This window comes from Proteus sp. G2300 (assembly GCF_009915965.1).
GTDB lineage: Bacteria > Pseudomonadota > Gammaproteobacteria > Enterobacterales > Enterobacteriaceae > Proteus > Proteus vulgaris.
The window spans coordinates 106,189-132,073 of record NZ_JAABNK010000025.1; the positions used below are offsets into that span (position 1 = coordinate 106,189).

At 36.2% G+C, this 25,885-nt stretch carries 24 protein-coding genes, 2 tRNA genes and 1 pseudogene; 21 read left to right on the plus strand and 6 right to left on the minus strand.

Annotation, left to right across the window (positions count from 1 at the left end; genetic code table 11):
- Window positions 1–40: 40 nt before the first annotated feature.
- From sucC to ybgE, 6 genes are all read left to right on the plus strand, one after another.
- Window positions 41–1,207 (plus strand): ADP-forming succinate--CoA ligase subunit beta, encoded by a 1,167-nt coding sequence (gene sucC / locus GWI97_RS16540; protein ID WP_036938428.1) that lies wholly within the window; start codon window positions 41–43, stop codon window positions 1,205–1,207.
- Window positions 1,207–2,076 carry a succinate--CoA ligase subunit alpha gene (gene sucD, locus GWI97_RS16545; RefSeq protein ID WP_036938427.1) on the plus strand — a complete coding sequence of 290 codons (870 nt, stop codon included), beginning with the start codon at window positions 1,207–1,209 and terminating at the stop codon, window positions 2,074–2,076. Before sucC ends, sucD begins: the two co-directional genes overlap by 1 nt.
- A 1,484-nt stretch (window positions 2,077–3,560) precedes the next feature.
- Window positions 3,561–5,129 (plus strand): cytochrome ubiquinol oxidase subunit I, encoded by a 1,569-nt coding sequence (gene cydA, locus GWI97_RS16550; protein ID WP_087803660.1) that lies wholly within the window; start codon window positions 3,561–3,563, stop codon window positions 5,127–5,129.
- A 14-nt stretch (window positions 5,130–5,143) separates the two neighbouring features.
- Window positions 5,144–6,301, plus strand: a complete 1,158-nt coding sequence (cydB, locus tag GWI97_RS16555) for a cytochrome d ubiquinol oxidase subunit II (RefSeq protein WP_036938422.1) — start codon at window positions 5,144–5,146, stop codon at window positions 6,299–6,301.
- 12 nt (window positions 6,302–6,313) lie between these two features.
- Window positions 6,314–6,427, plus strand: a complete 114-nt coding sequence (gene cydX, locus GWI97_RS16560) for a cytochrome bd-I oxidase subunit CydX (RefSeq protein WP_004244425.1) — start codon at window positions 6,314–6,316, stop codon at window positions 6,425–6,427.
- On the plus strand, window positions 6,427–6,711 hold the full coding sequence (ybgE, locus tag GWI97_RS16565) for a cyd operon protein YbgE (RefSeq protein ID WP_036938419.1): 285 nt from the start codon (window positions 6,427–6,429) through the stop codon (window positions 6,709–6,711). Before cydX ends, ybgE begins: the two co-directional genes overlap by 1 nt.
- Before the next feature lie 90 nt (window positions 6,712–6,801).
- Here the strand turns inward: ybgE and GWI97_RS16570 are convergent, their stop codons facing one another.
- Entirely contained in the window at window positions 6,802–7,689 is an 888-nt protein-coding gene (locus tag GWI97_RS16570) for a LysR family transcriptional regulator (RefSeq protein WP_036938416.1), read from the minus strand.
- Window positions 7,690–7,778: 89 nt separating this feature from the next.
- Here GWI97_RS16570 and GWI97_RS16575 point away from each other — a divergent pair, with 89 nt between their 5' ends.
- The 11 genes from GWI97_RS16575 (at window position 7,779) to GWI97_RS16625 (ending at window position 15,573) form a co-directional block, all read left to right on the plus strand.
- Window positions 7,779–9,149, plus strand: coding sequence for an MFS transporter (locus GWI97_RS16575; RefSeq protein WP_161752145.1), 1,371 nt, complete (start codon window positions 7,779–7,781; stop codon window positions 9,147–9,149).
- The gene (locus tag GWI97_RS16580) at window positions 9,139–9,546 is read left to right on the plus strand and encodes a hypothetical protein (protein ID WP_036938411.1); all 408 of its coding nucleotides are present in this window, start codon (window positions 9,139–9,141) and stop codon (window positions 9,544–9,546) included. Before GWI97_RS16575 ends, GWI97_RS16580 begins: the two co-directional genes overlap by 11 nt.
- Window positions 9,547–9,855: 309 nt before the next feature.
- Window positions 9,856–10,251 carry a tol-pal system-associated acyl-CoA thioesterase gene (gene ybgC, locus GWI97_RS16585; RefSeq protein WP_036938408.1) on the plus strand — a complete coding sequence of 132 codons (396 nt, stop codon included), beginning with the start codon at window positions 9,856–9,858 and terminating at the stop codon, window positions 10,249–10,251.
- The gene (gene tolQ / locus GWI97_RS16590; RefSeq protein ID WP_036938406.1) at window positions 10,251–10,937 is read left to right on the plus strand and encodes a Tol-Pal system protein TolQ; all 687 of its coding nucleotides are present in this window, start codon (window positions 10,251–10,253) and stop codon (window positions 10,935–10,937) included. Before ybgC ends, tolQ begins: the two co-directional genes overlap by 1 nt.
- Before the next feature lie 22 nt (window positions 10,938–10,959).
- Complete coding sequence (gene tolR / locus GWI97_RS16595) at window positions 10,960–11,385, plus strand: colicin uptake protein TolR (protein WP_036938404.1); 426 nt, start codon at window positions 10,960–10,962, stop codon at window positions 11,383–11,385.
- Between the two features lie 27 nt (window positions 11,386–11,412).
- Window positions 11,413–12,480 (plus strand): cell envelope integrity protein TolA, encoded by a 1,068-nt coding sequence (tolA, locus tag GWI97_RS16600; RefSeq protein WP_036938401.1) that lies wholly within the window; start codon window positions 11,413–11,415, stop codon window positions 12,478–12,480.
- A 142-nt stretch (window positions 12,481–12,622) separates the two neighbouring features.
- Entirely contained in the window at window positions 12,623–13,918 is a 1,296-nt protein-coding gene (tolB, locus tag GWI97_RS16605) for a Tol-Pal system beta propeller repeat protein TolB (RefSeq protein ID WP_036938398.1), read from the plus strand.
- Window positions 13,919–13,964: 46 nt separating this feature from the next.
- Window positions 13,965–14,459: a peptidoglycan-associated lipoprotein Pal gene (pal, locus tag GWI97_RS16610; protein WP_036938395.1), complete on the plus strand. Its 495-nt coding sequence runs from the start codon at window positions 13,965–13,967 to the stop codon at window positions 14,457–14,459.
- A gap of 9 nt (window positions 14,460–14,468) precedes the next feature.
- Window positions 14,469–15,236, plus strand: coding sequence for a cell division protein CpoB (gene cpoB / locus GWI97_RS16615; RefSeq protein WP_036938392.1), 768 nt, complete (start codon window positions 14,469–14,471; stop codon window positions 15,234–15,236).
- Between the two features lie 154 nt (window positions 15,237–15,390).
- A tRNA-Lys gene (locus GWI97_RS16620) sits at window positions 15,391–15,466 on the plus strand.
- 31 nt (window positions 15,467–15,497) lie between these two features.
- Window positions 15,498–15,573, plus strand: a tRNA-Lys gene (locus GWI97_RS16625).
- Between the two features lie 172 nt (window positions 15,574–15,745).
- Here the strand turns inward: GWI97_RS16625 and GWI97_RS16630 are convergent.
- Window positions 15,746–16,633, minus strand: coding sequence for an aminoglycoside 6-adenylyltransferase (locus GWI97_RS16630; protein WP_087803657.1), 888 nt, complete (start codon window positions 16,631–16,633; stop codon window positions 15,746–15,748).
- 251 nt (window positions 16,634–16,884) lie between these two features.
- Here GWI97_RS16630 and pnuC point away from each other — a divergent pair, with 251 nt between their 5' ends.
- Window positions 16,885–17,613: a nicotinamide riboside transporter PnuC gene (pnuC, locus tag GWI97_RS16635; RefSeq protein ID WP_087803655.1), complete on the plus strand. Its 729-nt coding sequence runs from the start codon at window positions 16,885–16,887 to the stop codon at window positions 17,611–17,613.
- A 245-nt stretch (window positions 17,614–17,858) separates the two neighbouring features.
- On the plus strand, window positions 17,859–18,911 hold the full coding sequence (aroG, locus tag GWI97_RS16640) for a 3-deoxy-7-phosphoheptulonate synthase AroG (protein ID WP_036938387.1): 1,053 nt from the start codon (window positions 17,859–17,861) through the stop codon (window positions 18,909–18,911).
- A gap of 74 nt (window positions 18,912–18,985) precedes the next feature.
- Here the strand turns inward: aroG and GWI97_RS16645 are convergent, their stop codons facing one another.
- On the minus strand, window positions 18,986–19,732 hold the full coding sequence (locus GWI97_RS16645; RefSeq protein ID WP_123821971.1) for a tetratricopeptide repeat protein: 747 nt from the start codon (window positions 19,730–19,732) through the stop codon (window positions 18,986–18,988).
- A 144-nt stretch (window positions 19,733–19,876) separates the two neighbouring features.
- Here GWI97_RS16645 and GWI97_RS16650 point away from each other — a divergent pair.
- Window positions 19,877–20,344: pseudogene (locus GWI97_RS16650) on the plus strand (Hcp family type VI secretion system effector).
- Here GWI97_RS16650 and GWI97_RS16655 read toward each other — a convergent pair.
- From GWI97_RS16655 to modF, 3 genes are all read right to left on the minus strand, one after another.
- Window positions 20,341–21,099, minus strand: coding sequence for a hypothetical protein (locus tag GWI97_RS16655; protein ID WP_087803651.1), 759 nt, complete (start codon window positions 21,097–21,099; stop codon window positions 20,341–20,343). The pseudogene GWI97_RS16650 and the gene GWI97_RS16655 overlap by 4 nt on opposite strands.
- A gap of 429 nt (window positions 21,100–21,528) precedes the next feature.
- Complete coding sequence (gpmA, locus tag GWI97_RS16660; RefSeq protein ID WP_036938379.1) at window positions 21,529–22,281, minus strand: 2,3-diphosphoglycerate-dependent phosphoglycerate mutase; 753 nt, start codon at window positions 22,279–22,281, stop codon at window positions 21,529–21,531.
- Between the two features lie 388 nt (window positions 22,282–22,669).
- Window positions 22,670–24,136: a molybdate ABC transporter ATP-binding protein ModF gene (modF, locus tag GWI97_RS16665; protein ID WP_103004889.1), complete on the minus strand. Its 1,467-nt coding sequence runs from the start codon at window positions 24,134–24,136 to the stop codon at window positions 22,670–22,672.
- Between the two features lie 193 nt (window positions 24,137–24,329).
- Here modF and GWI97_RS16670 point away from each other — a divergent pair, with 193 nt between their 5' ends.
- On the plus strand, window positions 24,330–25,871 hold the full coding sequence (locus tag GWI97_RS16670) for a ShlB/FhaC/HecB family hemolysin secretion/activation protein (RefSeq protein ID WP_161752146.1): 1,542 nt from the start codon (window positions 24,330–24,332) through the stop codon (window positions 25,869–25,871).
- The last annotated feature ends 14 nt before the right edge of the window (window positions 25,872–25,885 follow it).

Consider the following 25,885-nt stretch of genomic DNA (forward strand, 5'->3'; position numbering starts at 1 on the left):
AAGAAAGCCCGACTTTCAACAAGATTATGGATAGAACATCATGAATTTACACGAGTATCAGGCAAAACAGCTTTTCACACGGTATGGATTACCAGCACCTGCTGGTTTCGCCTGTTCCACACCGCGCGAGGCAGAAGAAGCTGCATCAAAAATTGGTCAAGGCCCTTGGGTTGTGAAATGTCAGGTTCACGCGGGTGGACGTGGTAAAGCGGGCGGCGTAAAAGTCGTTAAATCTAAAGAAGAGATCCGCGCATTTGCTGAACAATGGTTAGGCAAACGTTTAGTGACTTATCAAACAGACGCTAACGGTCAGCCTGTCACACAGATTTTGGTTGAAGCTGCAACTGATATCGCTAAAGAGCTTTATCTTGGTGCGGTTATTGACCGTGGTACCCGTCGCGTTGTCTTTATGGCTTCAACTGAAGGTGGCGTAGAAATTGAAAAAGTGGCGGAAGAAACGCCAGAACTTATTCATCGCGCAATTATTGATCCACTGACAGGCCCTATGCCTTATCAGGGAAGAGAACTTGCCTTTAAACTGGGTTTAAAAGGTAAGCAAGTCAGTCAATTTGCTAAAATCTTTATGGGATTAGCCACTATTTTCTTAGAGCGTGATCTTGCGCTAATTGAAATTAATCCTCTGGTTATTACGAAAGAAGATGATCTGATTTGTCTTGATGGCAAATTAGGTGTAGATAGCAATGCATTATATCGCCAACCTGAAATGCGCGAACTGCATGATCCATCGCAAGAAGATCCGCGTGAAGCGCAAGCTGCACAGTGGGAATTGAACTACGTTTCATTAGACGGCAACATTGGTTGTATGGTCAATGGTGCAGGTTTAGCAATGGGGACGATGGATATTGTTAAACTTCACGGTGGCGAGCCCGCTAACTTCCTCGATGTAGGTGGTGGCGCAACAAAAGAGCGTGTAACAGAAGCATTTAAAATTATTTTGTCAGATGAAAATGTCAGTGCTGTATTAGTCAACATTTTTGGCGGTATTGTTCGTTGTGACTTAATCGCAGACGGTATTATTGGCGCAGTTGAAGAAGTTGGCGTTAATGTTCCTGTGGTTGTTCGTCTTGAAGGAAACAATGCAGAGTTAGGCACCCAGAAATTAGCGGATAGTGGATTAAATATTATCGCAGCGAAAAGTCTAACTGATGCCGCGAAACAAGTTGTTGCAGCAGCGGAGGCAAAATAATGTCTATTTTAATCGATAAAAATACTAAAGTAATTTGCCAAGGTTTTACTGGTAGCCAAGGAACATTCCACTCTGAGCAAGCAATTGCTTATGGTACACAAATGGTTGGTGGTGTTACACCGGGTAAAGGGGGGACAACTCACTTAGGTCTTCCTGTATTTAATACTGTACGCGAAGCGGTTGAGGCGACAGGTGCTACGGCGACAGTTATTTATGTACCTGCACCATTTTGTAAAGACTCAATCTTAGAAGCGATTGATGCTGGCATTAAACTCATCATTACTATTACAGAAGGTATTCCTACACTGGATATGCTAACGATAAAAGTAAAATTAGATGAAGCTGGCGTACGTATGATTGGCCCTAACTGCCCAGGTGTTATCACGCCAGGTGAATGTAAAATTGGTATCATGCCTGGTCATATTCATTTGCCTGGTAAAGTGGGAATTGTATCTCGCTCAGGGACATTAACTTATGAGGCTGTTAAGCAAACAACGGATGTTGGCTTAGGCCAATCAACGTGTGTTGGGATTGGTGGTGACCCAATTCCAGGCTCTAACTTTATTGATATTCTGAAGCTATTCCAAGACGATCCTCAAACAGAAGCCATTGTGATGATCGGTGAAATTGGTGGTACAGCGGAAGAAGAAGCGGCTGCTTATATCAAAGATCACGTAACTAAGCCAGTTGTCGGTTACATCGCTGGTGTGACAGCCCCTAAAGGTAAACGTATGGGACATGCGGGAGCTATTATTGCGGGCGGTAAAGGTACCGCTGATGAGAAATTTGCAGCACTTGAAGCTGCGGGTGTTAAAACAGTGCGTAGCTTAGCAGACATTGGTGAAGCAATTAAATCAATGATTAAGTAAGTAACAATACTGTTAATAATTTCAGGTTGATACTATCTTAAATGCCAGTTTCTTAAAAGGAGACTGGCATTTTTTATATCTAGTTTCATTTAAATACCTATACTTATTACGAGTCGGTAATTAATACATCAAGTATCTCTATCGTTTTATACTAACATATTGTTTTATATTGTCTTTTTTAATATGATTATTTATACAAAAGTTCTTTTTTTCTTTTCATAGTTTTTTTCATAAACTAAAAATAATGATAAATGTTATGAATATTCATTATGTATTATTAAAAATACTATTTTAAATGCATGTTTTTAGATGCAAAACATACTAACAAAAGAAAATAAATCGTTATTTTATGTTGATATTATCATGTGTTTTTCTATAAATATTGTAATAACAGTGTCTACATCTACGCTTAGATATCGCTGTAAGGCTCATTTTTACTAAGAAGATGTTTTTTTAAACATGTTAATGAGTTAGCGAAAAGGAGGAGTGGTAAGAGGGGTTATATGAGAAAAAATTCTTTTATTATGATTGGGCATCAAAAAGTGGATTAACGCCGAACAGGTGTCCATTTACACCTATAAAATGTAATGATGAAATGCTTATAATTGTTATGAAGAATATTCCACTTAAAGAATAAAATTCAATAAAGAAAAGTGAAAATTCTTTTTTATAGTATTGAATTGATTGTTTTTTGACTTCATCTATCTTGTTGATTTAAATGTTTATTTTTCTAGTCATTAAATTGTTATTTTGCGATTTAGATATATAATACAGATTTATTACAATTTACTAATCTAAAATATAAAACAAAGTAAATAGTAGTTAATATTAAAAATAGATAATCACTATTAGGTTTTATTTTTATTTTAATTTGATAAATTAATAAAAAATCATTTTCTGTATTTACATATTTGTAAATTTCAACTTATTAATTAATATATTATTTTTTTAAAATATTTATTTTTTACCTGAAAAAAAATGATTTTGATATTAAAATTAATAAAACACAACTAAATGTGTTTATTTTTAGGTCTTTTATGAAAATAAAAAGTTAATTTTATTATGGAAAATATAAGGAGATAAATTACACTTAAAAATAAAAACAACATGGCATTAACACAATGGTAACTATTGGGTAATTTATTCGCAACTAGTTAACATTAAAGTGTTTTTTTGATGTAGGTCAAGTTATTAATTGTGGCAAAAATTTCTGAATATGCTTAAATTGGCACACGATCAAATATGCTGTTACAAACCTAAAAGTCGTATTGTTGACCTAAGCTCAGAATTCAAATCTGGGTCACGCAAAATATATTTATTATATGTAAATATAAGCGTACTATTTGTAAGGTATTGTGTTTTTGGTCTTTAATATTCGTTGTTGTTTTTAGAGGCATTTATTGCTGGTAGTTATGAGGCTTTATAATTTAATAAAGTCGGGTTGCCGCAAGTCGGTGTCTTCCTGCTAGGAGCAAGGAGTCAAGATGTTTGATATTGTCGAACTGTCACGGTTACAGTTTGCCTTAACAGCGATGTATCACTTCCTGTTTGTCCCATTAACGCTCGGTATGGCGTTTATGCTGGCGATCATGGAAACGATATACGTCCTGTCTGGCAAACAAGTTTACAAAGATATGACAAAGTTCTGGGGTAAGTTATTCGGTATTAACTTTGCTCTGGGTGTCGCAACTGGTTTGACCATGGAGTTCCAATTCGGTACTAACTGGTCATATTTCTCTCATTACGTTGGTGATATCTTCGGTGCGCCTTTAGCAATCGAAGGTCTGATGGCATTCTTCTTAGAATCAACTTTCGTCGGATTATTCTTCTTCGGGTGGGATCGTTTAGGCAAGAAGCAGCACTTAATGGTAACTTGGTTAGTTGCTTTCGGTTCTAACTTCTCTGCACTGTGGATCCTCGTTGCGAATGGTTGGATGCAAAACCCTGTCGCTGCAGACTTCAACTTTGAAACCATGCGAATGGAAATGTTGAGTTTTGCTGATCTGGTTTTAAACCCTGTCGCTCAAGTTAAATTTGTTCACACCGTTGCTGCGGGTTACTGTACTGGTGCATTCTTTGTTTTGGGTATCAGCTCTTACTACCTACTCAAAGGTCGTGATATTGGTTTTGCAAAACGTTCTTTCGCAGTTGCTGCTACTTTTGGTATCGCTGCTGTATTATCTGTTATCGTACTGGGTGATGAATCTGGTTACGAAATGGGTGACGTACAGAAAACCAAACTGGCTGCGATTGAAGGTGAATGGCATACAGAAGCAGCGCCAGCTGCATTCAATTTGATTGCATTCCCTAATCAAGAAAAAATGGAAAACTCGTTCGCATTACAAATTCCTTATGTTATGGGGATTATTGCAACGCGTTCTTTTGATACGCCAGTGTTAGGTCTTAATGATCTGATGAGCCAGCATGAAGTTCGTATTCGTAATGGTATGAAAGCATACGAATTATTAAGCGAACTGCGCGCCGGTAATACCGATCCTGCTATTCGTGCCGCATTTAATGACGCGAAACAAGATTTAGGCTATGGCTTATTACTTAAGCGTTATACTGATAAAGTTGTTGATGCAACAGAAGAGCAAATCAAATCTGCTGCAAAAGACACCATCCCTAATGTCGCACCTCTGTTCTGGTCATTCCGTATCATGGTTGCCGCAGGCTTCCTGATGTTACTGGTTGTTGCGATTTCCTTCTGGACTGTTCTGTCTAACCGCATTGGTAACTACAAATGGTTACTGCGTGCTGCCCTGTTTAGTATTCCATTACCATGGATCGCAGTGGAAGCAGGTTGGTTTGTTGCAGAATATGGACGTCAACCATGGGCGATTGGTGAAATCTTGCCTACAGCAGTAGCAACTTCTTCATTGACACAGGCTGATATTCTAGTATCTATGGGACTTATCTGTGGTCTGTATACCTTGTTCCTAATTGCTGAAATGTTCCTGATGTTCAAATTTGGTCGCCTTGGCCCAAGTAGCCTGAAGACGGGTCGCTATCACTTTGAACAGAAGACAGCTTCTTCTGCACAAAGTAAGTAACACAGGAGTCCACTATGTTTGATTATGAAGTATTGCGGTTTGTTTGGTGGCTACTGATTGGTATCTTACTGATCGGCTTTGCAGTCACTGATGGTTTTGATATGGGTGTTGGTGTGTTATTACGCGTTATCGCGAAAGATGATACAGAACGCCGTATTTTGATTAACTCTGTTGCGCCTCACTGGGATGGTAACCAAGTTTGGTTAATCACAGCGGGTGGTGCGTTATTCGCTGCATGGCCAATGGTTTATGCTGCGGCATTCTCTGGTTTCTATTTCGGTATGATTTTCGTACTGGCAGCATTATTCTTCCGTCCAGTTGGCTTTGACTACCGTTCTAAACTAGAGTCTCCGAAATGGCGTGGTATGTGGGATTGGGGTATCTTTATTGGTAGCTTTGTTCCGCCGCTAGTTATCGGTGTCGCTTTTGGTAACCTGTTACAAGGTGTTCCATTAGAAGTCGATAGTATGCAACGTGTATCTTATAACGGTACGACTAATGCGCTGATTAACCTGTTAAGTCTATTAAACCCATACGGTTTACTCGCAGGTATTATTAGCTTAATGATGATCGTTGCACACGGTGCAAGCTATCTTCAAATGCGTACTACTGGTGAGTTACATGAGCGTACTCGTAAAGCAACTTACATTACCTCTTTAATTACTTTCATTGCTTTTGCGGTAGCGGGTGTGTGGTTAATCTATGGTATCGATGGCTTCATTGTGACTAGTGCTATTGATACAGCAGGCCCTTCATCTCCACTACTGAAAACTGTTTCTCACGAAGCAGGTGCTTGGATGACTAACTACAACAACTATCCAGTATTATGGGTATTGCCGGCCTTAGGTCTGTTATCTCCATTACTGGCAATTGTTGCCACTAAAGCAAATAAAGGTGGTTGGGCATTCCTGTTCACTTCACTGACAATTGCATGTGTTATCCTGACTTGTGGTGCAACTATGTTCCCATTTGTGATGCCGTCGAGCACATTCCCAGATGTGAGCTTAACAATGTGGGATGCAACTTCTAGCTTGTTTACTCTGCAAGTAATGACCGTTGTTGCGATTATCTTTGTACCTATCGTTCTCCTTTACACTATCTGGTGTTACTGGAAAATGCATGGTCGCCTCGATAAGAAATTTATCGAAGGTAATAATCATACTCTTTACTAAGGAGCATAGAGAATGTGGTATTTTGCATGGCTTCTAGGCACACTCTTCGCTTGTAGTATTGCGGTGATCGCAGGACTGGCTTACGAGCATGCTGAAGCAAAAAAAACTTCAGAAAGTGAAGAATAATGTTGGATAAAAGCTACCAACTATTAGACAAGGGCCCTATTAGGGCTCTTGTTTTAATCATGGCGTTGGTCATGGCATTTTGTGTTATGTGGGATCCTAGTCGATTTGCAGCGAACACAAGTTCATTGGCTATTTGGCAAGGTATATTACTAATTTGGTCTGTGTGTGCAGGTGCGACTTTTGGTTTAGCATTCCGGCCTAAACATAACATCGCAAAATGTTTATTACACCCAATCCCTGCAATTATTATTCTAGTTGTTGGGCTAATTTATTTCTTCTTATAAAAAAACACCTTATTTCTGATCATGTAATGAAAAAGAAATAAGGTGTTTTCTTTTCTAAATTCTCCTTTTAAGCACTTCTATATTCTCACGTTATAACTGGATATTCTCTTTCAGATAATCAATAAATAAACGCGTTTTTCTTGGAATATACTCACTATAAGGAAAAATAATATTAACGGATTGTTTTAAGAGTGGAATTTCAGGAAATAACACGACTAATTTTTTTTCTAATAATTCTTGATGAATATACCAATGTGGCAAAATAGCCATCCCAGAGTGGGCTAGCACCATTTTTTTTAATGCTGCAATAGTGTTTGTTTCAAAATAAGCATCTTGAGCTAACTGAGAGAGTAGGGTATTAAATTCTGAAGACGATGAAAGCTTACTTTGACGTAAATTACTATTTGCTAAATAAGGAACAGTGTTTAAATCGTTAATTGTTTTTATTGAAAAATTTTTCAACAAATCAGGTGTTATCACTAAATTTATCTCATAATTGGCCAATTTTGTAGAACGATAATTACTGTCTTTTAATAAACCAAGGCGAACAGCAAGATCAAGTTTATGATTGATTAAATCTTCGATAGAAGAATTAAATGCATATTGTACTTTTAGTTTTGGGTGTAATTGCATAAATCGATTAAGTAATGGCAAAATGTAATGTTCGCCAAATTCAGCCGTTGAGCTTAATCGCAACGATCCTTGCAAATCTTGCTGTCCTAATCGCGCTTTATCTAAGGTTTGTTCTAATTGACTTAATACAAGGCGAAAATCTTGATAAAGCATTTCACCTGTTTCAGTCAGTGAAAAGCGTCGAGTATTACGATTGAGGAGTGAGACGTCTAATTCTGTTTCTAATGTTTTGATATGAATACTTACCATCGATTTACTTAGGCGCAGATATTTTGCCGCCTGAGTAAATGATCCTGTATCAACAACAGCAATAAAAGAGCGAATGCGATCAATTTGGTTTTGCATGATTGTTTACTCTGATTAAACAATAAGTTCTATTTTGTCAGATAGACGAAATTCGTCAATCTTCCGTACTCTATGTACGGAGGATTTTTATGACTTATCGCTATCGAATTGCATCTATATTTCTACTAGGTTTCTTTATAGATTGTATTAATATTTTTATGTCAGCGATTGCATTACCTGCAATCGCTGACGATATGCAGATTTCAATCGTTTCTGTTACATGGGTTTCAAATAGTTATATTTTGGGATTAACATTAATTATTCCATTAAGTCACTGGCTATCTCAACGCTTTGGAATTAAAGCATTAATGGTAACATCAATGTTGATGTTTAGTTTGTCTGTAGCACTAGTGGGATATTCACACTCTTTTAGTGAGCTTATTTTTTGGCGCTTTATTCAAGGGGTAAGCGGGGGGCTATTAATTCCAATTGGGCAGGCATTAACTTTTCAATATTTTCAAGGGGATGAGAGAAGCAAGATCTCAACTTTTATTATGGGAATAGCCCTGATAGCCCCAGCAATATCACCCACTTTAGGTGGATTTATTGTTGATACAGTTTCATGGCGTTGGGTCTTTTATAGCAATATTCCGTTCTCATTATTAACTGCATTTCTAGCATTTATTTGGGTAAAAGAGCCATTATCTAAAGAAAATACGATACCTGATATCAAAGGTGTCATTCTTATTAGCTTGATCATTGTATCTGGGTTGTTCGCTTTATCTGCTTATGGTGAATATCACTCAACATTGCTTGCTTTACTTATAGCCATATTTTTAGTGAGCTTTGTCGTACTCTATTATTGCCATTATCGACATCATTTATCACCCGTTATTAATTTAGCATTATTGAAAAATAGAAATCTATCACTCTCTATTTTTATTTATTATTGTATTCCTGGTATTTTTACTGGAGTGAATATTCTCGCTATTTTTTATTTACAACAATATTTAAAATTCACAGGTCAAAGCACAGGAATTTTTATGTTGTTGTATGCAATTGGCGCTTTTATTTCAATAATCATAAGTGGTGCTATTTATAATAAATTAGGTATGAAGTGCTTATTTATTTTTGCTTTATTATTACACAGCATTGGTATTTTTTTATTAACGTTTGTGAATAGTAATACCGATATACCTTTATTGGTTATTGCTTATTTAATTATTGGTATAGGTGGGGGAATAGGTGCAAATACTGCACAAACAACGGCATTATACGACTTTAGTTCACCAAAATTAGTTCAAGCAAGTGTCATTTGGAATATTAATCGACAGGTGGTTTTTAGTGTTGGTGCAACGATGGTCGCTATGTTGTTTAATATTATCTCTCTTTTTTATTTACCACAAACTGCTTATAGCATGACGTTTTTAATATGCGCTTTAATTGGCCTATTACCTCTTACATTATTATTTACGTTAAAGAAAAAAAGCATTACACAGGAAATACAAGATGAAATTTAATACTAATTCAATTATAGAAAGCATTAAATCTTTACATGATGAGATTGAAGCTGTTTTTACGCAATCTCCACTTTCTGTTGATGCAATAGCTAAGATAGAAAATATTTTATCTAGTGAGTTTTCGATGGTGGGAATCAACGGAAAAACAGTGAATTATGATGATGTTATCGCGATGTTCAGACAAAATGTAGGGAAAAGACATGGTCTGAAAATAAAAACAGATAATTATAAAATAATTTATCAATCAGATTGTTTGGCTTTTGTCAGATATCAAGAAACACACAGTGAAAATGAGAAAATTCTTATGAGGGAGTCAGTGGCACTATTGAGACGCAATTCTCATGAGATGAGTTGGCAATGGCACTACCTACATGAAACACAAATCATGAATAATTAATTGATTTATATGAAAAAACAGTCTTGTTACTGGTTTTTTTTGTCATTAAAAATAATACTAATAAATAAGACAATCTATGAATTTCTAATTAGCAAGCATTTTTATGCTGTCTTAATAAAAATATTTTTTCTATTCGGAGCACAAAGCATATTGCGTGTTGCAAAGAAGAGTTTATGATTGGCGCCTGAAAACTGTGTTTTCTATTCTTTACGTTACTATGATTCCCTTAGAGCGACCTCTTAAGTATAGTTAAGTAACCTATAGCTTAATTATTTATGGACTTAACTCGGAAAATGTAAGGAAGATATTATGCAGTTTCTTTGGCCTGTTCGTGTTTATTATGAAGATACTGATGCTGGTGGTGTAGTCTATCACGCTAGCTATCTAAAATATTTTGAACGCGCCAGAACAGAACTACTCAGAGAAAAAGGTTTTCATCAGCATGATTTACGGGAGTATGATCATGTTGTATTTGTTGTACGTAAATTATCAATAGAATATATTGCGCCAGCTCGACTCGATGAGCTTTTACAAGTAGAAAGTGAAATTACCCTATTACGTGGTGCTTCAATGACATTTTCTCAAAAGCTTATTAATCAAGATGGTTGTGTTTTGTGTAGCGCAGATGTGCTCGTTGTCTGCGTAGATTCATTAAAAATGAAGCCTGTAGCGCTTCCTAAGTCCATTATCGCGGAGTTTAAGTAGTGGCTGACATGAATGTTATCGATCTCTTTCTGAAAGCAGGGCTTTTAGTTAAGTTGATCATGTTGATTTTAATCGGATTTTCTATTGCATCTTGGGCGATTATTATTCAGAGAACCAAAGTCCTGAATGCTGCCGATCGTGAAGTTGCTGATTTTGAAGATAAATTCTGGTCAGGTACTGATTTGGCTCGTTTATATAAAGATAGCCAAGCTCGTCGTGATGAGTTATCAGGCTCAGAGCAAATTTTTCATTCCGGTTTTAAAGAATTTGCACGTTTACATCAAGCAAACGTTCATGCCCCAGATGCAGTCGTAAATGGTGCATCAAGAGCAATGCGTGTTTCTTTCAATCGTGAATTAGAATCTCTAGAAACTCATATTCCTTTCCTTGGTACTGTTGGTTCTATCAGCCCATATATTGGTCTGTTCGGTACAGTATGGGGGATCATGCATGCATTTATTGCATTAGGTAGTGTTAAACAAGCAACATTACAAATGGTCGCACCCGGCATTGCTGAAGCGTTGATTGCAACAGCTATCGGTTTATTTGCGGCGATCCCCGCAGTTATGGCTTATAACCGGTTTACACAACGTGTAACTAAACTGGAACAAAGTTACGATAACTTTATGGAAGAGTTTTTGACGATTTTACATCGCCAAGCTTTTGCCTCAGCAGAAAAGAAATAGTTAACGCAGAAGGAGATAGCTGATGGCACGGGGTCGCAGTAGCCGCCGAGGCGTAAAATCAGAGATTAACATTGTTCCTTTGCTTGACGTATTGTTAGTGCTTTTGCTTATTTTTATGGCTACAGCACCCATTATTTCGCAAAGTGTTGAGGTTGATCTTCCTGAAGCAACAGAGACACAAACTGTTTCAAGTAGCGATAATCCCCCAGTGATAGTCGAAGTTGCAGGTGTTGGAAAATATAATATTCGTGTTGATCAGGAAATATTAGAATTATTGCCTGAAGAACAGATTATGGCTGAAGCGAAACGACAATTGGAAAAAAATCCGAAAGTTGTCTTTCTTATTGGCGGTGCTAAAGATGTTCCTTATGATGAGATAATTAAAGCGCTCAACATGTTACGTCAAGCAGGTGTCAAATCTGTAGGTTTAATGACTCAACCTATGTAATAGGTTGAAATAAGTTTGGATAATAGCGTGGGAAAGAAGACGAAGCCAATCCGAAGTAAATTGAGCGGTTCAGTTATCTTGTCTACCGCCTTGCATTTGCTTGTTATCGCATTGCTTATCTGGGGGTCATTAACTCAGAAATGGGATTTAGGTGGCGGCGGTGGTGAAGACGGGCAAGTTATTGATGCTATTATGGTTGATCCTAATGCTGTCGTGCAACAGTATAATCAGCAAAAAGCACAACAAGCTAACGTCCAAAAAGCAGAGCAAGAACGTAAAGCGCGTGCTGAGCAACAAGAAGAAGAGTTGCGTCAGCAGCAGATGAAAGAACAAGAACGATTGAAAACCTTAGAAGTTGAGCGTTTACAAGCAAAAGAGGCAGCAGAAGCTCAAAAACGTGAAGCAGCGTTAGCTGCCGCCAAAGCGAAAGAAGAGCAAAAAGTGGCAGAAGAAGCGGCTGCACAAGCGAAAGCAGAGCGTGATCGTATCTTAAAAGAACAAGCAGACGCAAAAGCACAAGCTGAAGCTGAAGCAAAAAAACAAGCAGAATTAGCCGCGAAGCAAAAAGCTGAAGAGGCCAAAGCAAAAGCTGAGGCTGATGCTAAAGCAAAAGCTGAAGCAGATGCAAAAGCGAAGGCTGAGGCGGATGCTAAAGCGAAAGCCGCTGCTGAAGCCAAAGCGAAAGCTGCCGCAGAGGCCAAAGCAAAAGCAGCAGCTCAACAACAGAGTAAAGCTGTTGATAGCTTGCTTGATGGCTTAATGGCTGATGGTAACAAACAAAGCGGTGCATCAGCAGCGGGACAAGGTGGTGGAAATCGTACTGGTGCCAATGGTGAAGGTGTTGATCGCTATAAAGGTCAACTGAAAATTGCAATAGAACAGAAGTTCATTGATCCAGAGTTATATAAAGGTAAAACGTGTGAACTAAGAATTAGTATTGCACCTGATGGGATGTTAATTAATGTGAAGATTGTAGGTGGTGATCCCGCATTATGCCAAGTGGCATTAAGAGCGGCAAATACCGCTAAGTTACCGAAACCACCGAAAGATGTTTATGAAGAAGTAAAATCGTCAGTAATTGAGTTTAAACCATAAAACTATCTGATTGTAGGAAAACATACACTAATTTATAGCTATTTTAGAATGTTATTGATGCGTTGTATGGTGTTGTTGAAAAGCGTTTGTTACTATTCTGTGCGTTATTGCGTAATAATCGCAATAATAAAAGGGAGACATGATGAAGCAGGCATTAAATGTTATCTTCGGACTTTTAATTTTATGCGTAACCACTCTGGCTAACGCTGAAGTTCGAATTGAAATTACACAAGGGGTGAATACTGCACGCCCTATCGGTGTCGTTCCTTTTAAATGGGAAGGTACTGGTCAAATGCCAGAAGATATCGCTGGTGTGATTGCAGCTGATTTACGTAATAGCGGAAAGTTTAATCCTATTGATGTATCACGTATGCCTCAACAGCCTGTCACGGCTTCTGAAGTCCAACCTGCATTATGGACTGCATTAGGGATTGATTCTGTTGTTGTTGGACGCGTACAACCGTCAGCGGATGGCCAATATTTAGTAAGCTATCAGTTAGTTGACGTTGCTGGCTCTCCAGGCGCGGTTTTATCTCAAAGCGAGTTTAAAGTCCCATCTAAATGGCTACGTTATTCTGCTCACACGGCCAGTGATGAAGTGTTTGAAAAACTGACTGGTATTCGTGGCGCATTCCGTACACGTATTGCTTATGTTGTTGTGACTAATGGGGGCGCATATCCTTATGAATTGCGCGTTTCTGACTATGATGGCTTTAACCAAGATCGTGTTTATCGTTCATCACAGCCATTAATGTCACCAGCATGGTCACCAGATGGTGCTAAACTGGCTTATGTAACTTTTGAAAGCGGTCAATCTGCTTTAGTTGTACAAACATTAGCAACAGGCGAAATTCGCCAAATTGCATCATTCCCAAGACATAATGGTGCACCTTCGTTTTCACCAGATGGCTCTAAACTTGCTTTTGCTCTTTCTAAGAGTGGTAGCTTAAATCTGTATGTGATGGATTTAGCAAGTGGGAATATGACACAGGTAACCAATGGCAGAAGCAACAATACCGAGCCAAATTGGATGCCAGATGGACAAACCTTGGTCTATACTTCAGATCAAGGTGGACGTCCACAAATATACAAAGTTAATATTAACGGTGGAACGCCTGAACGTATTACGTGGGAAGGTAAACAAAACCAAAACCCAGCAGTAAGCCCAGATGGTAGTTTCTTAGTTATGGTGAGTTCTGAAAGCGGTAGGCAACATATCGCTAAGCAGGATCTAGAAACGAATTCCGTACAATATTTAACAGATACGTTTCTGGATGAAACGCCAAGCATCGCGCCTAACGGCACAATGGTTATTTATAGCTCTACACAAGGCTTAGGCACCATTTTGCAGCTAGTATCGACTGATGGACGTTTCAAAGCGCGTCTTCCGGCGACTGATGGTCAGGTTAAATCACCTGCCTGGTCACCGTTTATGTGATGCATAAGAATTATGTATGGCAAACAAAATAAAGGAACAAATAGAGATGCAATTAAACAAAGTGTTTAAAGGGTTGATGTTAGCATTACCACTCGTTGCTGTAGCAGCATGTAGCTCAAACAAAAACGAAGATCAAACTGACACAAACAATGTACCAGTTGTTGAACAAGGTCCTACTGCTGAAGAGTTAGCTCGTCAGCAATTAGAACAACTGAAACAACAAAACATCGTTTACTTCGGTTTTGACAAATATGACATTAGCTCAGATTACGCTAGCCTATTAGATGCACACGCTGACTTCCTGCGTGCTAATCCATCAGTACGTATCACTGTAGAAGGTCATGCTGACGAACGCGGTACTCCAGAATACAACATCGCTCTGGGCGAACGTCGTGCTAACGCTGTGAAAATGTACCTACAAGGTAAAGGCGTATCTGCTGATCAACTGTCAATCGTATCTTACGGTAAAGAAAAACCAGCTGTACTGGGTCATGACGAAGCCGCTTATGCGAAAAACCGTCGTGCAGTACTGGATTACTAAGAGAACGGCATGAACAACAGTAACTTCAGACCTTTCTTGATGAGTCTGTTGTTACTGGTTGGCGTAGCGGCTCCTGTAGCCGCTATTGCCCAAGCGCCAATCAGTAATATCGGTTCTGGTTCGACCGATGAACGACTCGCCCAACTTGAGCGTTTTTCAAATGCTCACAGCCAGCTTTTGACTCAATTACAGCAACAACTTGCTGATTCTCAGCGTGATATTGATATGTTACGTGGTCAAATTCAGGAAAACCAATACCAGCTAAATCAAGTTGTCGAACGTCAACGCAATATCTATCAACAATTGGATAGCCTAGGTGGCGGAGCTTCAACATCGACAGAAGCCACTCAACCTGATAATGCTACTTCTTCAACACCTTCTGCTACAACTAATTCTGGGCAAGGTGATGAGAAGGCCGATTATAATGCTGCAATTGATATCGTATTGAATTCAAAAGATTACGATAAGGCAATTGTTGAATTAAACAACTTTATCAAAAACTATCCGAAGTCTAGCTATCAATCAAATGCACATTTTTGGTTGGGTCAGATGTATTACTTAAAAGGTAATAAGGATCAGGCAGCAAGTACATTTGCTATCGTTGTTAAAAACTATCCGAAATCTCAAAAAGCAAGTGAAGCCTTTTATAAAATTGGTCTGATCATGCAAGAGAAAGGGCAAAAGGATAATGCTAAAGCTATTTATCAACAAGTGATTAAGCAATATCCAAATAGTGCGGGCGCTAAATTAGCGCAAAAGCAGTTAGCAGCACTCTAATTATTGACCCCGTAATGTAAAATCTTACATTTTCGGGGTTAAATGATTGTTTTTTAAACGCTCGATTGTTTTTTTGAAAAAAAACATTGCACAAAAACATTAAATCAGTATTATTACCCGCCGTTGCCACAGAGAATGTGGCAAATTCGAAAAAGGGTCGTTAGCTCAGTCGGTAGAGCAGTTGACTTTTAATCAATTGGTCGGGCGTTCGAATCGCCCACGACCCACCATTTTCGAATACCAATCCGTTTTTATTGAAATGGGTCGTTAGCTCAGTCGGTAGAGCAGTTGACTTTTAATCAATTGGTCGGGCGTTCGAATCGCCCACGACCCACCATTTCAAACCCTTCCTTGATTATTTACCATCGTTCTAATAATTAGCCACATTATCAATTAATGTCTCTCCAGTTTTTCTGATAATGCTATCTAATCTCTGGACTGAATAACTAAGATAGTTTTTTCAAAATTGAAAAAAAGACCTCACACTTTAATTAAAAATCACTTTGAAATCAGTAATGGCAAATAATTGATGACGTAATCTGGGTATATTCATTTTCAGTCAAAAGTTCATTGTCAATAAGCCAATTACTCACTTGCTCTTGGGTTTTTTTTGCGGTATCAAGGGAATAATCAAGCCGTTTTGATGCATCAATAAAAAAAGCCATCATAATCGAAAGGGCTGCGGCTGATTCATAAGGTGTACTCATTGCAAGTGTACTTTCTAATGATCGTAATGAATAAAATTTAGGTAGCCATTCTTTCAGATTTTTTCCTTGATACCACACATCTTGTGTTGGTGCGGTGTGTAACGCAACTTGTTCAAGTAACGCGATTAGCCATTCACGCATATCGTTCATGCGATAATTAGCAAACCAAAATTCATGGCGTAAAATGGCTATAGCGACCTGTGACGCTTCAAACCAGAATTCTTGAGCATTATTGTAAGCTTGCTCTTTAGTGAGCGTAGGTGGCGTTATGGTGCTAATTTCAGGAAGTCCGTCACATAAACCTGTTTTATCAAGTAAGATTTGGTATCCACGCTGGTAAACTGGGCTAAGTCCTTCTGTTTTCATGTTAAAAATACGCTCAGGCTCTGCCATCATAATATCCATTTTGCGACCTTGAGCTAAAACATGTAGGTAGATAGGCCAAAATTGACCTTTGGGATCTTCACAGTCCAATTGTAAGCTGACAAGGCTATTTCCAAATTGTGATAGCCAATGTTGGTTTTTTGCGAGCTCTGTCGCGCCATAACCGATAAGCTCTATATCAATATCAGAATAACTGTCTATCTTTTTATTACGCCCTAATGATCCTGTCAGTATTACAGCTTCAATTCTGGGATCAAGGAGAGCAAAAGATAGTGTGCGATCGATTAAGCGTGTTGTTGGCTCCATATTTCTCTCTAATAATTAAAATGTATAAAGTTATTTGTCGTTTTTATTGTTTAAAGCGTAAATTAGAATAATTTGTTTAGTATATAAAACACTTTTTTGTTATTTTTATAGCTCAATAATATAATGTTTAGTATTAAAAACTAAGTACCATTATAAATATGAATTTATAATATATCTTTACTACTTTGCAAAGATGTCGCAATAACCCATATTTTCTTTGTTTTTTTCTATGATTAAGTCGGGGTTGTAAAATGGATGTCATGAGTTGGTTTAGTATCAATAATATTTTAGTCAATATTCCACTTGGGCAAGGTGGATACCCACTTTCGTGGATTGAAGCTGTGGGCACTATAGCAGGTCTCTTATGTATATGGCTTGCAAGTCAGGAAAAAATAATTAATTACTTATTTGGACTGATTAACGTCACCTTATTTGCCATTATCTTTTTCCAAATTCAGTTATATGCGAGTTTATTGCTTCAAATTTTCTTCTTTGCAGCCAATATTTATGGATGGTACGCATGGAGCAGAGTAAATGATTTTGAGCAAGCTGAACTAAGAATTCGTTGGTTAAAACCAAGCCATCGTCTTTTTTTAATTATTGTTTCAATAGCTGCTATTGTCGCTTTGACCTTTAATATTGATACTGTATTTGGTTATTTAGCCATTATTGCTGTTGATATCTTAAATGTCTTTGGTGCAAATTTAGCTACGCCAGTGCTTGAACCTGATGCTTACCCATTCTGGGATTCTACAATGACGGTTCTTTCTATTGTGGCGATGATCTTAATGACGCGGAAATTAGTTGAAAACTGGTTAATTTGGTCCGTGATCAACGTGATTAGTATCGTTATATTTTACAAGCAAGGTGTTTATGCCATGTCTGTTGAATATATTATTTTATTGGCCATCGCGATTAATGGCTCTCGTTTGTGGATCAAAACAGCAAAACGTACTAGCAGAAATAATTATCTCTCCTAATAAAAAAGGCTGGTAGAGTTATCTTTCTCTCCAGCCTTACTATTCATTGTTTTTATTCTTATCTTTAACGCAATTTCAAATCATTATTTTGCTTAAGTGCGCTATTTCCATTTTTGGCGATTTTTTAGAAAGGTGACTATAGATACTTTAGGGTGAAAGGGTGTTTACAGATAGAAAACGAATGGTTAGATTGGGAAAGCAATAATAACATTGACTAGATAACATAAAAGAGTGGATACACGGGAATGAATTATCAAAATGATGACCTTAAAATAACACAAATTAATGAACTCTTACCGCCCGTCGCTTTATTGGAAAAGTTTCCAGCGACTGATAATGCGGCTTTTACAGTTCGTCATGCCCGTGAAGCTATTCATCAAATCCTAGCAGGAAAAGATGATCGTCTATTAGTAGTAATTGGACCTTGTTCTATTCATGATCCGAAAGCTGCGTTGGAGTATGCGCAACGGTTAAGCCTCATTAGAGAAGAGCTTAAAGATAAACTTGAAATTGTTATGCGTGTTTATTTTGAAAAACCACGTACAACCGTAGGCTGGAAAGGTTTAATTAATGATCCTCATATGGATCATACCTTTGATATTAATGAAGGTTTACGTATTGCTCGTAATCTTTTATTAACCATCAACGATAGTGGCTTGCCAACAGCTGGCGAGTTTTTAGATATGATAACGCCTCAATATGTTGCTGATTTAATGAGTTGGGGTGCCATTGGTGCTCGTACTACAGAATCTCAAGTACACCGTGAGCTTTCGTCTGGCTTGTCTTGTCCTGTTGGTTTTAAAAATGGTACAGATGGAACCATTAAAGTTGCTATTGATGCAATTAATGCCGCGGGATCGCCACACTGTTTTCTTTCTGTCACTAAATGGGGCCATTCAGCCATTGTGCGCACAGCAGGTAATGGTGATTGTCATATTATTTTACGTGGTGGTAAAGAGCCAAATTACAGCGCTGAACATGTTGCAGCAGTAAAAGAAGGGCTTAAAAAAGCAGGTTTACCACAAAATGTGATGGTTGACTTCAGCCACGCTAATAGTTGCAAGAAATTTGAGAAACAAATGGAAGTTGGTGCTGATATCTGTCAACAAATTAGTTCAGGTGAAAAAGCATTAATTGGTGTTATGGTTGAAAGCCATTTAGTGGAAGGTAGCCAGTCATTAGAGAGCGGTGAACCTTTGGTTTACGGTAAAAGTATCACTGATGCTTGTATTGGTTGGGATGATACTGAAACGCTGTTACGCCAATTAGCAGATGCAGTTGTCGCTCGTCGCGGTTAACTGATATTATTTCAGTACACAAACTGTAATACCGTTGATAATTAATCAACGGTATTTTTTTATGAAAAAATAAGTTAATCATGTATCTTCAGTAGATCAAGCCTAAATTTAGCGGGTTTAAATCCAAGCTCATATGACTTTTGATACCATTCACATGCTTTTTCTTTGTCAGCAATGACACCCAATCCTTTTTCATACAAATAACCGATATTATAAATAGCGGAGGGATCATTATCTTCAGCCGCCTTTAAATAGAAGGTCATTGCTTTCTGATAATCCTGCTCAACTCCTAAGCCATGTTGATATGAATAAGCAATATTATTGTTTGTTTTGATATGTCCATTACTAACTGCTTTTAAATACCACTCCATTGCTTTTTCGTAGTCTTGTTTAGTACCAAGACCATCTAAATATAAAAGACCTAGATTATTCTGTGCTCTACTAAAATTCTGCTCTGCAGACTTTAAATACCATTCAATTGCTGTATAGTAATTTTGTATAACACCTAAACCATCATCATACATATATCCTATATAAAACTGTGCAGTAGGATTATTTTTACTAGACGATTTTAATAGCCACTTCATGGCCAGTTCATAATCTTTAGGGAAATATAAATTTCCATTAATGTAGAAAGAACCTATTTTTGCTTGAGCTTCCGCATTCTCGTTATAAGCAGATAATAAATAAAACTTGCGGGCTTTGTTTTTATCATTCTTAGTAAAATAAATATCGCCTAAGTAAAGTTGATAATGTGAAAGACTTTGTTTAAATAGAGATGGAGAAGGATCATTTATTCTACTTAAATGGAAATAAAACAAACATTATTATAATCATAATAATGATAAATAGAATGGTAGCTATTTTTAATTTCATATTAATGTCCCTATTCTTTATTTTATTTTTAATGTTTTATTATAGTAGTATATTTGAGATTATTATAATTAAAGGATTAAAAAAATAAAATGGGAAACTTAATTTATTTAACAATCGAAGGAAAACAACAAGGTTTGATTTCAAGAGGATGTGGAACAGTTGACTCTATTGGAAATAAATGCCAAGAAGGAAAGGAAGATGAAATTATTATTATTGAATATAGTAGCACGATAACAAGAAATTAAAATGTATCTCATCATCCAATAGAGTTTATTAAAAATATTGATAAATCATCACCTTTGTGATTAGTTGCTATTTCTAATAATGAAGTTCTTAAATTAACATTTGATTTTTATAGAACTTCACAGCACGGTAAAAATGAAAAATATTATACTATTGTATTAAATCAAGCTTCTATTGTCGATTATTCTACTCGTTATCCACATAGTATAAATAGTAATAGTTCCCAACCGGAAGAGTCTGTTCTTGTGCAATATAGAGACATAACTTGTAGCCACCATATTGCAGGAACATCAGGATGTAGTATCGCAGATTAATTATTTTTTGAATTTAATAAAGCAACATAAGCTTGTAAAAGCTCGTATGTATCATGCGAGTTTTTATTCTCTATTATATTTAGAATAGGGCTAATATCTTCTTCAAAAAAAAGATAAGTTAAAGATAGTTGCTTATTATCTAATCTATAATATAACTCCGGACTAAGAGCTCGTAATCGTCTAGATGCTCTATCTAATTTTTCTATAAAACCATAAGAGCTCACTAAAACAATTGTAATATCTATCCATCCTTTTGATAATTTTTTTTTGTTTTTTAAACTTGCTTTTGATTTAAATATGTTTAATCTTAAAATTGCACTTCTGGTAATTAGGTAAATAATTATGGATAATAGTAATTTTCTTACTACGGTATTTTCTATAAAGGATGGTACTTCATTAAATCCATTATAGTATGCAAGTTCATTAACTTTATATTTGGTTGCATCTGTATCAATGGATAATTCTCTTGTATTTAGTATTTTATTCAATTCATTTTTTTGTTGTTCATCTAAATTTTCATAAATATACTCACCAATAATAGTTCCTGCAATATTTACAACTTCAGAAGGATTTTTAGCATAAACTAAAAGATGTATCGCTTCGACATCTCTATCAAAAACGGGATTTTTTGAGGGAGGTGCTCGTAATAAATGGTGATAAAGATAAACATCAGATAATCTATCTAGACCCAGTGCTGTTGTTTCAATGAGGCCGAGAGTACCTGATACGGCTTGATCTGAAATAGCCTCGGCCATTTCTTCTAATGATTTATTTTTAGATTTTCATACCCTTTTCTGAGTGAGCGAGATAGTGCTTGTCTTTCTGTATAAAAAGGTTGTTCATGAAGTTCTAAAATTCACCCTTCTGGAGAACAATATCACCAAGATCCATAAGAGTTATAATTACACTCAGACATAAAATATCCCTATTTTAATATGCGTTTGTTATAAGCGTTTTATATTTATAAATAATTAAATTACTTAAAATCTAATATTAAATACTTAATAACTGCAAGTGATAATTTAATATTTTTTAATTAATACTATCGAGTTAAATATTATATTTTTAATGTAAAATAAACAACAATGTGAAAAAATTGAAATCTAGAAATTTAATATAAAAAAATACCGCTATTTCTAGCGGTATTTATAATATAAACCTAAATAAATAGATTTAAAGCAAAATTATTTCGCTTTACCTTGGTTAGCAACAGCGGCTGCTTTTGCTGCGATTTCGTCAGCATTACCTAAGTAGTAACGTTTGATTGGTTTCATGTTTTCATCAAATTCGTAAACTAAAGGTACAGCTGTTGGGATATTCAGCTCAAGAATTTCATCTTCGCTCATGTTGTCTAGGTATTTAACCAGAGCACGCAGTGAGTTACCGTGAGCTGCAATAATCACTTTCTCACCAGAAGCAACACGTGGTTTGATAACTTCTTCCCAGTATGGTGTTACACGGTCGATAGTTAATGCTAGGCTTTCTGTTAATGGCAGTTCTGCCGCAGTTAAAGATGCATAACGAGGATCTTTACCTGGGAAACGTTCATCGTCTTTAGTTAATTCTGGTGGAGTGATAGCAAAACCACGACGCCATTGTTTAACTTGCTCATCACCATATTTTTCAGCAGTTTCAGCTTTGTTTAAGCCTTGCAGAGCACCGTAATGACGTTCGTTTAATTTCCAGCATTTTTCAACTGGCAGCCATTGTTGATCAACTTGATCAAGAATGTTCCACAGGGTGTGAATTGCGCGTTTCAGAACAGAAGTATATGCATAGTCAAATACGAAACCTTCAGCTTTCAGCAGTTTACCTGCTTCTTGCGCTTCATTACGGCCTTTTTCGGACAGCTCAACGTCAGTCCAGCCTGTAAAACGGTTTTCTTTGTTCCATACACTTTCACCGTGTCGAACTAGCACAAGCTTAGTTACTGCCATAGTTTAGACTCCTATAATTACTTTCTTAATATAAGTTTAAAATTAGCACTTCAATCATTATATGGATCATCGACAAGAACGCCAAACATAAGTGACAAAACAAGGGGGATTAAGTCAAAAATGTCGTTTGTTCGATGAATTATTGCACAGTTGTCACACCTTTTGCTTAATCGTTCAAGCTATTAATCTAGCGGGATCGGCGTAAAAAAACAAAATATCCGTTTTGTATAAAAAATAGACGAAAATGACGTCCATAAAAACGACAGATCTTTTATTTATTATTGTTTAAATAACAAGCAAAAAATGTCGATTTAAATAAAAATTCAGACCTAAGTTTAGCGTTAATTTCTAAAATCATTGCCCTGATTATGACAGTAAAAATCATCATTTAACAAATTTCTTGCTGGTAGCGATAAATTTCGCCTTCTTTAATAAAAGTCAATCGATGAGTAATACACGATGGCGCATCTTCTTGATGGTGGCTTACAAACAAAAGTTGCGTATTACTGTGGCTTATCATGATATCGATAAAACGTTGTACTAAGAGTCGGTTCGTTGTGTCTAATCCTTGTAGTGGTTCATCAAGAATAAGCAAGGTAGGGTGTTTAACTAAGGCTCTAACAATTAACACTAAGCGTTGTTGACCCCACGATAAAGAATGGAATGGATGATTAGCATGTGAGGTTAAACCAATTAACGCTAACCATTCATCAGCAAGTTTAAGCTGCTTATCTGTAATGGCTTGATAAATGCCAATAGAGTCATGAAAGCCTGAAATAATGACATTTTTTACCGTTGAAGAAACACGATAACTTTGATGCAAGGCATTACTGACATAACCAATATGACGTTTAATTTCCCATACTGTTTCACCACTTCCTCTTTTACGACCAAATAGCGTCAAGTCATTGCTGTAGCCTTGAGGGTGATCGCCCGTAATTAAACTTAATAACGTCGATTTCCCTGCACCATTAGGGCCTAAAATCTGCCAATGTTGCTGAGGTTTTACTTCCCAGCTTAAATGGTGAAGAACAGGTTTATCGTTATAGCTCACTACGCCATCTTTTAACACGATAGGAGAAAGAGTCGGTGATAATTGAGGAATGGCATCAGGTAGATCTTGTTCAGGTAATGTGAGATTTTCCAGCGTTTCGCTGTGAGATAATTGCCCTATTACAGAGTCAGATAAAACCTGCTCTTTCTCACCGTTGGCGACTAATTCGCAATTAATGAGTAGACCTGCATACTGAATAAAATCAGGAATATCATTAAAACGATTTAGAATGAGTACGATAGTCAGATTTTGTTGATGTAATAGTGTTAGCAATTCATTTAAAGCACGGCGAGAATCAACATCTAATCCATCAAAAGGCTCATCTAAAATAATTAAATCAGGTTTATTCATTAAAAGTTGAATAAGCAATATTTTTCGAGATTCACCAGTAGATAGATATTTAAAACGTCTTGATAAAAGGTATTCAACACCAAATTGCTTTGCTAGTAAAAAGCATCTGTCATCATCTTTAACCTGCATTTGAATAACTTGAGCAACGGTTAAGCCAGTATCTTCTTCACCTTCACTTAATAAATCTGTGTTATTACGACGCCACTCTTCTTCAATCATTTTTTGCTGTTTTTCAAAAGAGAGGCTAATTGGACGAGAAAATGTGCTGATAAATTCACCAGAGAGCAAAATACCTTCTTGGCATAATGCGTTTGCTAAGGCGGTTTTGCCACTTCCATTACTGCCTACAAATGCCCAACTTTCACCTTCATTTATGGCTAAATTGTCAATTTGTAAACAGAGTTTATCGCTTAAGCGAAATTGTGTTTTGTTGAGTTGTAAGTGTTTCATTATTATTAGCCTTATTTTTTTAATGTAAGCTAAGTGCAAGTTAAGTATCTAGCAATATAGGGTTAATAGAAACTTGTCAATATTTGCTGAAAGAACTTTTTCCAAAAGCCTTATACATCTACTATTTAATGATAACCTTTAAAATGCGTTTCCTATGTAAATATATAAACATCTCTTTAAGGATGACTTATATATGCATAAATTTAAAAAAATAAACTTATTCTTTTTTATATTTTTACTCATTAGCAAAAATAGTTTTTCTTCGAATAATAAAAATGTAAATAGTAATTGCTTTCTTATTGATAAAGTTGATCTTACAGAAAATACTCTATTAGATTATAGACAGAAATCTAAATTAATTTCACCGTATCTACAAAAATGTCTAACATTAAATGATATGCATGAGATCGCTAAATCAATTACTAATAATTATATTGAAAAAGGTTATGTAACCTCACAAGCTATTATTCCAGAGCAGGATCTTTCTAATCATAAGTTAGTAATAAAGATTATTGAAGGTAGAATAAAAGATATTTCTATCAATGGTGTTTCATCTAGATTAATTGATATTATTTTTCCTTCCTTCAAAGAGAAAATTTTAAACCTACGAGATTTAGAACATGGATTAGAACAGCTTAATCGATTAACAACAACGCAATATACATTGGATATTCAACCAAGCGATAGTGTGGGATATTCATCTGTAACCATTAATCGAAAAGCTAAAAAACTTCCTTTAAAGAATCGATTAACAATTGATAATTCGGGAACAGAAACAACAGGAAAGATCTTACTTACTAATACAACAACAATAGATTCTTTGTTTGGCTTGGGTGAGCAGTGGATTTTTTCACTAAAAACAAATACAGATTTCCTTCATACTCACTATTCTCGTGCTTATACTGCAAGTGTGAATATCCCTTATGGTTATTGGTTTTATCAATACCAGTTATCTCATAGTAGTTCATCTTATTCCTTCCATGATAATCAAAAATATATTTATAAAAACAAAAATAGAGATCAGCAATTTGATATTAATCGTCTAGTCTATCGAGATAATAAACAACGAATAACACTAAAGGGAATGTTAAAGCATAAGAAAGCAAAAACACAATTAGCACAACAAAAATTATTAATAAATAGCCCCACATTAACTTCTTTATCATTTAGCCCTGAATATACTTTAAGGTTACATAATGGATATTTAATTATTAATCCAACTGCTGAGTTTGGGATCTCTCTTTTTGGCGCGACACCTGATTATATTGCTGATAATTCACCTCGAAGTCATTATCGAAAATTGAGTTTAAATTTAAGCTATCAATATTTATTGACTGATCAGTTTTCCTATCTCACTTCATTTCATAGTCAATATACGCCTGATAACCTTTATGGTTCGGAAAAAATAGCAATAGATGGAATAAAGGCTGTTCGTGGATATAAAGAAACAAATTTTAATGCTAATAATGGGCTTTATTGGCGCAATGAAATAAATATATCACCAATAACTTCGTTTTTAAGTAAATGGAATTTTATTTTTGCACTTGATTATGGTGTCGCCCATTCAGATCAATATGAAACAGAAAAGAATAAAATAATTGGAAGTTCAATAGGTGCTTCTTTTTATCATTCCACTTTTTCTTCTCAAATTTTAATTAATAAACCTGTGTTTTATCCCAAATCATTAAAGCCAGATTGCTGGTCTTTTTATTGGTCCATTTCTCTTGCTATTTAAATGTTAGGAGTTTT